The 12,716-nt window shown below is 62.8% G+C and carries 11 protein-coding genes; 7 read left to right on the plus strand and 4 right to left on the minus strand.

Features of this window, described 5'->3' with window-relative positions; all coding sequences use genetic code 11:
- Position 1 precedes the first annotated feature (1 nt).
- The 6 genes from J3P97_RS17385 to J3P97_RS17410 all read left to right on the plus strand — a co-directional run bounded on the left by J3P97_RS17385 (position 2) and on the right by J3P97_RS17410 (position 6,392).
- Positions 2–796: an ABC transporter permease gene (locus J3P97_RS17385; protein WP_434573214.1), complete on the plus strand. Its 795-nt coding sequence runs from the start codon at positions 2–4 to the stop codon at positions 794–796.
- Between the two features lie 7 nt (positions 797–803).
- Positions 804–1,094: a (2Fe-2S)-binding protein gene (locus tag J3P97_RS17390; RefSeq protein ID WP_434573212.1), complete on the plus strand. Its 291-nt coding sequence runs from the start codon at positions 804–806 to the stop codon at positions 1,092–1,094.
- A gap of 148 nt (positions 1,095–1,242) precedes the next feature.
- Positions 1,243–2,598 carry an FAD-dependent oxidoreductase gene (locus J3P97_RS17395; RefSeq protein WP_434672381.1) on the plus strand — a complete coding sequence of 452 codons (1,356 nt, stop codon included), beginning with the start codon at positions 1,243–1,245 and terminating at the stop codon, positions 2,596–2,598.
- Entirely contained in the window at positions 2,595–3,710 is a 1,116-nt protein-coding gene (locus J3P97_RS17400) for an NAD(P)/FAD-dependent oxidoreductase (protein WP_434672382.1), read from the plus strand. Before J3P97_RS17395 ends, J3P97_RS17400 begins: the two co-directional genes overlap by 4 nt.
- Before the next feature lie 18 nt (positions 3,711–3,728).
- Positions 3,729–4,790 (plus strand): ABC transporter substrate-binding protein, encoded by a 1,062-nt coding sequence (locus tag J3P97_RS17405; protein ID WP_434672383.1) that lies wholly within the window; start codon positions 3,729–3,731, stop codon positions 4,788–4,790.
- Between the two features lie 258 nt (positions 4,791–5,048).
- Positions 5,049–6,392, plus strand: coding sequence for a leucine-rich repeat-containing protein kinase family protein (locus tag J3P97_RS17410; protein ID WP_434672384.1), 1,344 nt, complete (start codon positions 5,049–5,051; stop codon positions 6,390–6,392).
- A 5-nt stretch (positions 6,393–6,397) separates the two neighbouring features.
- Here the strand turns inward: J3P97_RS17410 and J3P97_RS17415 are convergent, their stop codons facing one another.
- On the minus strand, positions 6,398–7,102 hold the full coding sequence (locus J3P97_RS17415) for a YebC/PmpR family DNA-binding transcriptional regulator (protein ID WP_305500095.1): 705 nt from the start codon (positions 7,100–7,102) through the stop codon (positions 6,398–6,400).
- A gap of 219 nt (positions 7,103–7,321) precedes the next feature.
- On the opposite strand from J3P97_RS17415, the gene J3P97_RS17420 reads away from it, so the two are divergent.
- Complete coding sequence (locus J3P97_RS17420) at positions 7,322–8,713, plus strand: type VI secretion system Vgr family protein (protein WP_434672385.1); 1,392 nt, start codon at positions 7,322–7,324, stop codon at positions 8,711–8,713.
- A gap of 92 nt (positions 8,714–8,805) precedes the next feature.
- On the opposite strand, the gene J3P97_RS17425 is transcribed toward J3P97_RS17420, so the two are convergent.
- The 3 genes from J3P97_RS17425 to J3P97_RS17435 form a co-directional block, all read right to left on the minus strand.
- Positions 8,806–9,102 carry a T-complex 10 C-terminal domain-containing protein gene (locus J3P97_RS17425; RefSeq protein ID WP_434601261.1) on the minus strand — a complete coding sequence of 99 codons (297 nt, stop codon included), beginning with the start codon at positions 9,100–9,102 and terminating at the stop codon, positions 8,806–8,808.
- A gap of 518 nt (positions 9,103–9,620) precedes the next feature.
- Positions 9,621–10,529, minus strand: coding sequence for a 1-aminocyclopropane-1-carboxylate deaminase/D-cysteine desulfhydrase (locus J3P97_RS17430; protein ID WP_434573200.1), 909 nt, complete (start codon positions 10,527–10,529; stop codon positions 9,621–9,623).
- A 135-nt stretch (positions 10,530–10,664) separates the two neighbouring features.
- Positions 10,665–12,704 carry an FAD-dependent oxidoreductase gene (locus J3P97_RS17435; RefSeq protein WP_434601262.1) on the minus strand — a complete coding sequence of 680 codons (2,040 nt, stop codon included), beginning with the start codon at positions 12,702–12,704 and terminating at the stop codon, positions 10,665–10,667.
- Positions 12,705–12,716 lie beyond the last annotated feature (12 nt).

Genomic DNA, 12,716 nt, shown 5'->3' on the forward strand with positions numbered 1-12,716 from the left:
CATGTCCAGGAACGGTCCTTTCGCCCTGTTGTTTCACGCCCTGGTCGTGGTGTTCATGCTGGCGCCACTGGTGGTGGTCTGCCTGGTGGCTTTCACCCCGGAAAACACCCTGAGCCTGCCCACCACGGAGTTTTCCCTGCGCTGGTTCCGTGCCGTGTTCGAGCGCGCGGATTTTGTCGATGCGTTCTACAACAGCCTGGTCCTGGCGTTCTGCGCGGCGTCGCTGGCGACATTGATCGCGGTGCCGGCGGCGCTGGCAATCACCCGGCTGGAGTTTCCTGGCCGGGATTTTTTCAACGGCCTGTTCCTGTCGCCGATCATCATTCCGCACCTGGTGCTGGGCGTCGCGTTACTGCGCCTGTTTGCGCTGATGGGCGTGAACGGCAGTTTTACCTGGCTGATCTTCGCCCACGTGCTGGTGATCACGCCCTATGTGCTGCGCCTGGTGCTGGCGTCGGCCATCGGCCTGGACCGCAGCGCCGAACAGGCTGCGCAATCGCTGGGCGCGGGGCGCTTCACCCTGTTCCGGCAGATCACCTTGCCGATGATTCTGCCGGGCGTGGCCGGAGGCTGGTTGCTGGCGTTCATCAACAGCTTCGATGAAGTCACGCTGTCGATCTTCGTCACCTCGCCGGCCACGCAAACCCTGCCGGTGCGCATGTATGTGTACGCCACCGAATCCATCGACCCGATGATGGCGGCGGTGTCGGCGCTGGTTATCGGGCTGACTGCATTGACGATGATTCTGCTCGATCGGGTCTACGGCCTGGATCGGGTCCTGGTGGGCAAACAATGAGGGCGCCATGGCTCTGCTGAAACGACTGGCCGAGCGCGATCGCCCGGCCCTGGACTTCACGCTCGACGGCTTGCCTGCCAGCGGTCTGCTCGGCGATACCGTGCTGACCGCCGTGCTGACCTGCGCTGAGCACTTGCGCGGCAGCGACTTCAGCGCCGAGCCCCGGGCCGGTTTCTGCCTGATGGGCGCTTGCCAGGACTGCTGGGTCCGATTGGGCGACGGTCGCCGCGTGCGCGCCTGCTCGACGCTGCTCGAAGCCGGCCAGCAGATCAGCCGCGAACCGGGGCGCAAGGTATGAATGACTTTGGCAGACGCGGCCTCTTCGCGAGCAGGCTCGCTCCCACAGAAGAGCCGGCATCATCACAACCCCATTGTGGGAGCGAGCCTGCTCGCGAAGGCGGCATCAGCCACTCCACCGATCTCCAAGCATCGCCAACGAGGTGGCCATGAACCCCATAGCCATCATCGGCGCCGGCCCCGCCGGCATCCGCGCTGCGCAAACCCTGGTTGCCCATGGCGTGTACCCGGTCCTGCTGGACGAGGCGGCACGCGGCGGCGGTCAGATCTACCGGCGCCAGCCGGCCAACTTCACGCGCACGCCGGCCCAGCTCTATGGCTTCGAAGCGCACAAGGCCAGCGCCCTCCACCAGACCGTGGATGAATTGCGCGAGCAGATCGACTATCGCCCCGGCACGCTGGTGTGGAACGCCGAGGGCGGGATGCTGGATACCTTGCATGAAGGCCGCGCCGCGCGCCTGGCGTATGCCAGCGTGATCGTCGCGACGGGCGCCACCGACCGGATCCTGCCGGTCCCTGGCTGGACGCTGCCCGGCGTATACAGCCTGGGCGCGGCGCAGATCGCCTTGAAGTTCCAGGGCTGCGCCATCGGCGAGCGAGTGGTGTTCGCTGGCAGCGGGCCGTTGTTGTATCTGGTGGCGTACCAATACGCCAAGGCCGGCGCCAATGTCGTCGCGGTGCTCGACAGCTCCCCCGTGAGCGCCCAGGCCCGCGCCCTGCCCGGCCTGCTCGCACAACCGGCCACCCTCGCCAAAGGCCTCTATTACCGTGCCTGGCTGACGGCCAAGGGCATCGCCGTGCAGCAAGGCGCCAGCCTTTCGCGCATCGACGGCGAACACCGGGTGCAGTCGTTGTCATGGCAAAACGGAAAAGGCCAGCACCGGCTCGATTGCGATGCGGTGGCCTTCGCCCACGGCTTGCGCAGCGAAACCCAGCTGGCCGATCTGCTCGGTTGTGAATTTGCCTGGAACCCGCTCAACCGAGCCTGGTTGCCGCAGCGCGACCGCGCCGGCCGCAGCAGCTCGCCAGGGGTCTACCTGGCCGGCGATGGCGCCGGGATCATGGGCGCCGATGCCGCCGAAATGGCCGGCGAACGGGCAGCCCTGGCATTGCTCGAAGATCTCGGCTACCAGGTCGACCCGCAACGCTGCGCCCAGCTGGAACAATCCCTCGAACGCATCGGCCGTTTCCGGCAAGGCTTGGAGCGCGCCTTTGCGTTTCCCGAGGACTGGGCGGACCGCGCCGCTGATGGGCTGATGATTTGCCGCTGCGAAGAAGTCAGCGTCGGTGACATCCGGCAAATCGTGGGTGAAGGCCATTGGGAAATCAACCGAGTCAAGGCCCATTGCCGGGTCGGCATGGGCCGCTGCCAGGGGCGGATGTGCGGTGCCGCGGCGGCGGAAATCATCGCTCGGGAAAGTGGACGCAACGTTCAGGAAATCGGCCGTCTGCGGGCACAGGCGCCGATCAAGCCGGTCCCGTTTGGCCTGGAGGTCGAGTCATGATCAAAGTGGATGCGCTGGTCATCGGCGGCGGTATCGTCGGCGCCTCGGCGGCGTTGTTCCTGAGCCAGGCCGGGCGGAGCGTGGCGCTACTGGAGCGGGACTTCTGCGGTTCGCATTCCAGTGGCGTGAATTACGGCGGCGTACGGCGCCAGGGGCGGCCATTGTCGCAACTGCCGTTGTCGCAACGCGCGCATGAGCTCTGGGCGCGATTGCCGCAACTGATCGGCATCGACGGTGAGTATCAGCGTAGCGGTCATCTGAAGCTGGCCCGCAGCCTCGATGACCTGCGTGCGTTGCATGATTATGCCGCGAGCAGTCATGGCTTCGGCCTGGATCTGCAATTGCTCGATCGCGACGAACTGCGCAGGCGGTTTCCCTGGGTCGGCGATGTCGCGGTCGGCGCTTCGCTGTGCCCGGACGACGGTCACGCCAATCCGCGCCTGGTCTCGCCGGCATTTGCCCAGGCGGCTCGCAGGCATGGCGCAAAGGTTTACGAACAATGCCCGGTCAACCAGGTGACGCACAACGGCCAGCGCTTTGTCGTGCGCACCGAGACAGGCCTTGAACTGCGCGCGCCATGGCTGCTGAACTGCGCCGGGGCCTGGGCGAGTCGGTTCGCCGCGCAGTTTGGCGAGGCCGTACCGATGCACGCCGGGCACCCGGCCATGCTGGTCACCGAGCCGCTGCCGGTGGTGATGGACGCCAGCACTGGCGTGGAAGGCGGCGGCATTTATGCGCGCCAGGTCGCCCGGGGCAATTGCGTGTTGGGTGGCGGCCAGGGTTTCGCCCTCGATGACGCCCGCGCCCGCCCCGGCCAGAGCGCCGTCATCGAGATCCTGCGCCAGGCCGTCGAACTCTACCCGTTCCTGGAGGGCGCCCAGGCGATTCGCACCTGGAGCGGCACCGAAGGTTACCTGCCCGATCGCCAACCGGTGATCGGCCCGAGCAGTACCCAATCCGGTCTGTTGCATGCGTTCGGCTTTGCCGGCGCCGGTTTCCAGATCGGCCCGGCGGTGGGCCAGGCGCTCACTGAGATCATCTGCTGCGGCGCCTCAACGACGCCGCTGGATGCGTTTTCCATCACCCGGTTCCACTCCATCTCCGTTGCTTGATAGAGGAAGGTCGCGCCAATGAATAACGTCAAACGCAGTGCACTGTTCGGTTTCTGCTCGCTGGGTTCCGCTTGCCTGGGCGCCCTGCTCCCGGTCACCCAGGCGTTGGCCGAGCCGACGCTTTACCTGGGCATGAACGGCGGCACCATGGAGCGGCTGTATGCCGACAAGGTCCTGCCGGCCTTCGAGAAAGCCAACAACGTCAAGGTAGTGATCGTGCCGGGCACCTCGGCCGACATCCTCGCCAAGGTCCAGGCCAGCAAGGGCAACCCGCAGATGCACGTGATGTTCCTCGACGACGGCATCATGTACCGCGCCATCGCCATGGGGCTGTGCGACAAGCTTGAAGACAGCCCGCCCCTGGCGCAGATTCCGGCCAAGGGCCGGATCAAGGACCAGGCCGTAGCTGTCAGCCTCGGAGTCACCGGGCTCGCGTACAACACGCGGCTGTTCAAGGAAAAAGGCTGGAGCACGCCCACCTCGTGGATGGACCTGGCCGACCCGCGGTTCAAGGACAAGGTGGTGTTCCAGTCCATGGCGTCGTCGACCTTCGGCCTGCACGGTTTCCTGATGTTCAACCGGATCCAGGGCGGCAGCGAAACCGACGTCGAACCAGGTTTCAAGGCCTGGCCGAACACGATCGGACGCAACGTGCTGGAGTACATTCCCAGCTCGGCGAAAATCTCCGAAATGCTGCAAACCGACGAAGCCGCGCTGTTCCCGCTGACGCCGACCCAGGTGACCGCCTTGAAACTCAAGGGCATGCCAGTCGAGTATGCACAACCGAAGGAAGGCGCAGTGGTGCTCAACGTCGCGGAATGCGCGGTGGCCCACAACAGCGAACCCGAACTCGCGCAGAAACTCGCCGCGTTCCTGCTGACGCCTGAAGCCCAGGCCGTTGCCCTGGAGGAAGGCGACCAGATCCCGTCCAACCCCAACACCCCGACCACCGACAAGACTCGTGGCCAGGTGGAAGCGATGAAGCAATACCTGGAGACCGCGATCGCGGTGGACTGGGACCAGGTCAATGTGCAACGTCCGGCCTGGAACGCGCGGTGGAATCGCAGCATCGAGCGCTAGGCAACAGGCGCCGGTCTTTTTGTTTATCATGCGGGTCAACAACGCCAACGAACTCGGCGCTTGAACCCTGTGGCGAGGGAGCTTGCTCCCGCTGGGCTGCGAAGCAGACCCCGAACCTGGCACCTCGGTGTGTCAGGATGATGGAGTTGCAGCTTTTGGGGCTGCGCTGCAGCCCAGCGGGAGCAAGCTCCCTCGCCACGGGTTCGGTGCTGATTTCGATATTTGCGCTCTCCTCATGGCCTCTATGCGAACCCGCCCATGCACACCCTCACCCAACTGCGCACCGGCCAGCTGTCAGGCATTACCCGACTGAAGCTCTCGTGCGGCCTGACGGAGTTTCCCCGGGAAATTTTCAACCTGGCGGACTCCCTCGAAATTCTCGACCTGAGCGGCAACCAGCTCGATACGCTGCCCGACGACCTGTATCGGCTGCCGCGCCTGCGCGTGCTGTTCTGCTCCGACAACCGCTTCACTGAATTGCCCGAATGCCTGGGACGCTGCAGCGCGTTGACCATGATCGGCTTCAAGGCCAACCGCATCGAGCGTGTGACCGCTCAGGCTTTGCCGCCACTGCTGCGCTGGCTGATCCTGACCGATAACCGCGTCAGCCGGTTGCCGGATGAACTGGGCCATCGCCCGCACCTGCAAAAGCTGATGCTGGCGGGCAATCGTCTTCAGCAACTGCCCGAGAGCCTCGCCCAGTGTCATCGCCTCGAATTGCTGCGCATCGCCGCCAATCAACTGACCGCATTGCCGTCCTGGTTGTTGGAGCTGCCGAGCCTCAGTTGGCTGGCCTACGCCGGGAATCCCTTGGAAGCCCAGGCCGAGGCCGCCGCGCTGCATGCCGCCACGCCTGTCGACTGGCTGCAACTGAGATTGCAACACACTCTCGGCGAAGGTGCTTCGGGGGTGATTCATCAAGCGCTGTGGCAAGCACCGGGCCGCCCCGCGCGAAACGTCGCGGTCAAGCTGTACAAAGGCCAGATGACCAGCGATGGCTCGCCACTGCATGAAATGCATGCCTGCATCACAGCCGGCAAGCATCCGAACCTGATCGAAGTATTGGGCCAGGTCAGCGGTCATCCCGAGCAGCAGGTCGGGCTGGTGATGGCCCTGATCGGACCCGATTACCGCAACCTGGCCGGGCTGCCGAGCCTGGCGTCCTGCACCCGCGACGTCTACGACGACGAGCTGCGGCTGAGCGCAGCGGCGGCCTTGCGCATCGCCCAAGGCGTTGCGTCGGTGGCGGCGCACCTGCATCGCCAGGGCATCACCCATGGGGATCTGTACGGCCACAATATCCTCTGCAACGACCAGGGCGATTGCCTGCTCGGCGACTTCGGCGCGGCGTCTTTCCATGCCACGGCTGACACGCCGCAAACGCGCGCCCTGCAACGCATCGAGGTGCGGGCGTTCGGGATTCTGCTGGGGGAGTTGCTGGCGCGGATCGAGCCGGCGCTCGCGGATGAGACGCTTGAGCGGTTGCGACAGCTGGAGACGCGCTGCTGTCAGCCGGACGTACTGGCGCGGCCGGGATTTGACGAGATAGCTGGCTTGTTCGGCGACCGCGGCGAGGGAGCTGCCTCCCTCACCACAAGGTAAGTCGCTTAACCGGCCAGGCCGACAAACATGTCCTGCACATCGTCATGGTTGTCGAGGCCTTCCAGGAACGCCTCGACTTCGGCCATCTGCTCGTCGCTCAGGCCGCTGACCGGGTTTTTCGGCTGATAGCCCAATTTGGCCGACAGCACGGTGAAACCCTGCTCCGGCAACGCTTTCTGAACGGCGTCAAGGTCGGCAGGTTCGGTGATGAAAAGCGTCGCCCCGTCTTCGCCCGGCTCGAAATCCTGGGCACCGGCCTCGATGGCGGCCATTTCCGGATCGGCGTCAGGGCTGTCCGGCGCAGCTTCGATCATGCCGACATGGTTGAAATCCCAGGCGACCGAACCGGAAGCACCCAACTGGCCCTTACGGAACGCGACACGGATTTCGGCGACGGTACGGTTGATGTTGTCGGTTACACACTCAACAATCAGCGGCACCTGATGGGGCGCGAACCCTTCGTAGGTCACGCGATGATACTGAACGGTTTCACCGAGCTGGCCGGAGCCTTTCTTGATCGCGCGCTCCAGGGTCTCGCGGGGCATCGAGGCCTTTTTCGCCTGTTCAACCACCAGGCGCAGGTGCGCATTGGTAGCGACATCGGCGCCGTTACGCGCCGCGATGGTGATCTCCTTCACCAGCTTGCCGAAAATCTTGCCTTTGGCGTTGGCAGCCGCTTCTTTGTGTTTAACCTTCCACTGTGCGCCCATTACTCACTCTCTTGTCTGACGCGCCGAGACATCTGCCGGCCGGCGCTGTGGCGCCAAGTTTATACGGCCTAAACCGGCTGATCGACCAAAAAATCGCGCTGGCCAGATCGACATTTTCACAATCTGATGTAGGGGATTTCTGAAAGTGCCGTTCGGGTACACCTTAGTGCACAGCGGTTTCGTACCCTCAGCGCCCTCTCCCAGTAAATAAGAGCTGCGATGCGCAACGACACGGATTATTCCTTCAGCCTCACACTCACCGAAAGCAACCTGCAGCTTCACGTCCAGAGATTCGGCGGCCGAGAAGCCCTCAACCAGCCTTTTCGGTTCGACCTCGACTTGCTTGGCCTGACGCCGCCGATCGACCTCGACATCATTCTCGGCCAACAGGCGTTCCTGCACCTCGGTGCCGAGTCGGGCGTGCATGGGATCATCGCCAGCGCCAGCCTGACCTCCCACTCCCGGCAATGCGTAGGCTATCGCCTGACACTGGTGCCTTACCTGCAGAGGCTGGAGCAGAGTCCGCGACGCCGGGTATTTGGCCGACTCAGCGCAGTCCAGGTGCTGCAACACTTGCTAAAAGAACACCAACTGCCCACCCACAGTTACCGGTTTGAATTGCCACACGGGCACTACCCATGCCGGCCGTTCTGTGTCCAATACGACGAAAGCGATCTCGAACTGTTGCAACGGCTGTGTGAGGAAGAAGGCATCCACTATCACTTCGAGCACGCCCCTACCGGCCATGTGGTGGTATTTGCCGAAGATGCGACAAGTTTCCCTGATCAGCCGGTCGGGTTGAACCTGCATCAGGAGGAAGGCCAGCGGCCAACAATAGCGCGACTGTACCAGCGCCATCACCTCACGCCACCGGCGTTGCCGGCCAACGCCAGGGATCGGGCGCCGGTTGCGGTTTTTGAAACCTCGGCAGCTAACCACCCGTTCATCGGCCCCGCGCTGGAAACCGCCTGGCACAACGTTGCACATACCCAGCAGGCGGGTCGCCGTACCCTTGAGCGGCTGCGCTGCACATACAGCGACATCCACGGCCAGAGCCGCCAGCCAACCCTGCGCAGCGCCGTCATCGTACAGATCGAAGGCCATCCCATATCAACGTTCAACGATCAATGGTTGGTTACCGAGATCACGCATCGCGGGCGGCAGCCTTCGGTCCTCGACGCCCCGTCTTCCTTCCTTCCTGCGTCCCGACACTATCGCAATCGGTTCCTGGCGATCCCATGGTCGACGGTGTTCAGGCCGGCCCTCAAGCACCCGAAGCCGCGCATCGCCGGCAGTCATCTTGCCTATGTGCACGGTCAGCATGGGCATGGCCAGGTTAACGTCAGCCTTTGGACCCGGGAGGGCGAAGTCATCACATTACCTCTGTCGCGGTTGACCTTGCATGACTGCCAGGTACCGCCGGCTGGCAGCCAGGTGCTGGTGACTTTTCTCGACGGCGATCCCGACAGGCCAGTGCTATGCCCCGGAATATTCAGCCTTCCGGGCGCCGGCGACGTCGGCGGGCCAATCGTCGGCCCTTCCACACCGCCCGCTCGTGATACTGGATTATTGCTGGATTGGCTGCTGAGTCCTCCTGATCCTACCCCTTGAACGCCCGGGCTGCTGGCGGCGGCTCCCCTTCGATAATGCCCACCCGATGCGTCAGTACCGCCCCGGCTCGGTCGCGAAAAGTTATAAAGGTGTCAATTGATTTTATGGCCGTCTTTATCCAGTAAATCTCCATCGGGATACAACACGCTGCCATCCGGATATTCAGTTTGGCCGTTGGCAAAAACAATACGTCCGTCAGGATATTTCACTGTTCCGTCATCGTACTGAATAATTCCATCCGGTCGCGTCACGGAATTGTTTTCTGCATTAATCACACTGTCATCGGCTAAAGAAGTTGATCCGTCTTTGTTCTGGACACTTCCAGGCGCTTTGATGAGGTTATAGATGGCGAGAGGATCAACAGCGACATTAAAAACAGGCCAAGGCATTGGTGCGGATGTCGGCTGGGGCGTTGGATTAGGCTTGGGCTGGGGAGGCGCTGGTGGTGCGTCGTTTGGCTTGGGCCTGGGTATTGGCCGAGAGGCCGGCTTGGGTGCGGGTTTTGGCACTGGCCTCGGGGCCGGTTTGGGCACTGGTTTAGGCGTTGGTTTGGGCACTGGTTTAGGCGTTGGTTTGGGCACTGGTTTAGGCGTCGGCGGAACGACCGGCTTGGGGGCTGGTTTCGGTCTCGGCCTCAAGGGCGGCCCTATTGCCATCAACTTTCTTGCCATGCCTTTGCGGCCGTCTCTACCACATGACTTATTCATCTTTAAATTCCTTTTAGAAACAAGTACGACCCGGCCAAGCCGAATCGTCAATTCGCCAATCCTGCGAACTTGCGGACAACAATAAATAAATTCCCCGCCCCCTACAAATTATAAAAAGCGTACAAATATTATTTCAGCCAAACCCGGCACTCCTCAACAGCATTTGCTACCGATGATGCCCAAATGTAATCAGCGGTCGATCACTCAAACCCGCGGCGACCTTGCAAGCCACCGGTATGAACAAAAATCAAGCGAGTGCCGGCGCCAAAGACCCCGGCCTCGATCCGGGCCTTGAGCAGCATCAGCGCCTTGCCGGTATAAAGCGGCTCCAACTCGATAGCGCTGGTAGTCTCGATGAACTCGCGGAGCTCGGTATCCACCCGGGCAAAACCGCCACGAGTGCCGTCCAGCAACTCATAACGCGGATTGCCCATGCCCGCCTCTGCCAGAATGCTTTCAACATGTTGCAGCACCCCATGGTCTTCAGGCACCGCCAGGACACCATGAACCGGATGCTCGCCCGCTTCAGCCAGAACCAGCCCCGCCAGCGACGTCCCGGTGCCGCAGGCCAGCCACCAACCGTGATAATCCTCCCAACCTAACGTGGCCAATTGGCTGCGGGCGGCCGTTACCCAGGACATGCAGCCTTGCGCGCCGGGCAACCCCGAGCCCCCTTCAGCTATCGGCCATAAATGCGGGTATTGTGCCTGCCAGGGAGCCCAGAACCCCGGCTCATGCCGCTCTCGATACCCGCCGTAACCCAACCAGTGCAAGGTCATGCCGAACGTCTGTAGATCAAGCGTCGTAGGCGTCTCCCGGGGATGGCCGCGCAATAATCCCACCGTCTGGAAACCGAATCGCTGCCCCGCCGCAGCCAACGCATGCAAATGATTGGAATAGGCGCCGCCGAGGCTCATCACGCCCTCCGCGCCGTTGGCATGGGCAGCACGCAGATGATGAAGCAGCTTGAACCATTTATTGCCGCTGATGAGCGGATCGATACGGTCCAGGCGCAAGACCGCCACCTCGATACCGGCCCGCGCCAGCCAGTCGAGGTGAAGGAGTTCGAGGCGCGGTTGAGGATGCCAGTCGAGGGCAGACAAAAGCATTGCAGCAGACCGGATGGGAAGGTGCCGGGATCTTATCAGCTTGGTGGCGGCCGGTATGAGGATCCGGATACACACCATCCCTTATGGGAGCAAGCTCGCTCCCACAAGGGCAAACCTTTCCCGGAAGGTTGAGCGCTACAACTGCGCCGCCAACCGCGAGCCCTGGTTGATCGCGCGCTTGGCATCCAGCTCCGCCGCCACATCCGCGCCGCCGATAAGGTGGACAGTCTGCCCCGCCGCCTCCAGGCCTTCCTGCAACTCGCGCAACGGATCCTGGCCGGCGCAAATAACCACGTTGTCGACGGCCAGCACTTGTGGCTCGCCCGCTTCGCCGATGCGAATGTGCAGGCCTTGGTCATCGATCTTCAGGTATTCGACGCTGTTGAGCATCTGCACCTGTTTGTTCTTCAGGCCGGTGCGATGAATCCAGCCGGTGGTCTTGCCCAGCCCGTCGCCGACCTTGGACTTCTTGCGCTGCAACAGGAACACCTGCCGCGCCGGTGCATGAGGTTCGGGCTTGATTCCAGCCACGCCGCCGCGAGCCTGCAACTGGGTGTCGATGCCCCACTCCTTCCAGAACGCCTCACGGTCCTGGCTGGTGGCAACCCCCTGATGAACGAGAAACTCCGACACATCGAAACCGATCCCGCCGGCCCCGATCACCGCGACACTGCGGCCCACCGGCTTGCGTTCAAGGATCACGTCCAGGTAGCTCAGCACCTTGGGATGCTCGACACCCAGGATCGCCGGTACGCGCGGGGCGATGCCGGTAGCCAGGATGATCTCGTCAAAACCGCCGGCCACCAGTTGCGCCACATCGACCCGGGTATCGAGGCACAACTCGACGTGGGTAGTCTGCAGCTTGCGTTTGAAATAACGCAGGGTTTCGAAGAACTCCTCCTTGCCCGGAACGCGCTTGGCGACGTTGAACTGGCCGCCAATTTCGCTGGCCGAATCGAACAGCGTCACTTGATGACCGCGTTCGGCCGCCACGGTGGCCGCGGACAATCCGGCAGGACCGGCGCCCACCACGGCGATTTTCTTCACCTGGGTTACGGGCAGGTAATTGAGTTCGGTTTCATGGCAAGCCCGCGGGTTCACCAGGCAACTGGTGAGCTTGCCCCCGAACGTATGGTCGAGGCAGGCCTGGTTGCAGCCGATGCAGGTGTTGATTTCGTCTGCGCGGCCAGCGGCGGCCTTGTTGACGAACTCCGGGTCCGCAAGGAACGGCCGCGCCATGGACACCATGTCGGCGTCGCCTTCGGCGAGGATCTGCTCGGCCACCTCAGGGGTGTTGATGCGGTTGGTGGTGATCAACGGAATACTCACCGAGCCGCGCAGCTTGGCGGTGACTTTACTGAACGCCGCCCGCGGGACCTTGGTGGCGATAGTGGGAATACGCGCCTCATGCCAACCGATACCGGTATTGATGATAGTTGCGCCGGCCTGTTCGATGGCCTTGGCCAACTGGACGATTTCATCCCAGGTGCTGCCACCCTCAACCAGGTCGAGCATGGACAGGCGAAAGATAATGATGAAATTCGGCCCCACCGCTTCGCGTACGCGGCGCACGATTTCCACCGGCAGACGCATGCGGTTTTCGTAACTCCCACCCCAGCGGTCGGTACGGTGGTTGGTATGCGCAGCCAGGAACTGGTTGATGAAATAGCCTTCCGAGCCCATGATTTCGACACCGTCGTACTCGGCCTTTTGAGCCAATACCGAACAGGTGACAAAATCGCGGATCTGTTTCTCGATGCCCTCTTCGTCCAGCTCCTTGGGCTTGAACGGGTTGATCGGCGCCTGGATCGCGCTTGGCGCCACCTGCTTGGGGCTGTAGGCATAACGTCCCGCGTGGAGGATCTGCATGCAGATCTTGCCCCCCGCTTCGTGCACGGCCCGCGTGACGACCTGATGCTTGAGGGCCTCTTCCTCGGTGGTCAGCTTGGCCGCGCCGGAGTACACGCCACCTTCATCGTTCGGCCCGATTCCACCGGTGACCATCAGGCCGACCCCACCCCGGGCCCGCTCGGCGAAGTACGCCGCCATGCGCTCGAAGCCGCCGGGCTTTTCTTCAAGGCCGGTGTGCATCGATCCCATCAGGGTACGGTTGCGCAACGTGGTGAAACCCAGGTCCAACGGGGCCAGCAAATGCGGGTAATGAGGGGCGGTCATCGATAACTCCAC

This window comes from Pseudomonas sp. R1-15, from assembly GCF_051132085.1.
Classification (GTDB): domain Bacteria; phylum Pseudomonadota; class Gammaproteobacteria; order Pseudomonadales; family Pseudomonadaceae; genus Aquipseudomonas.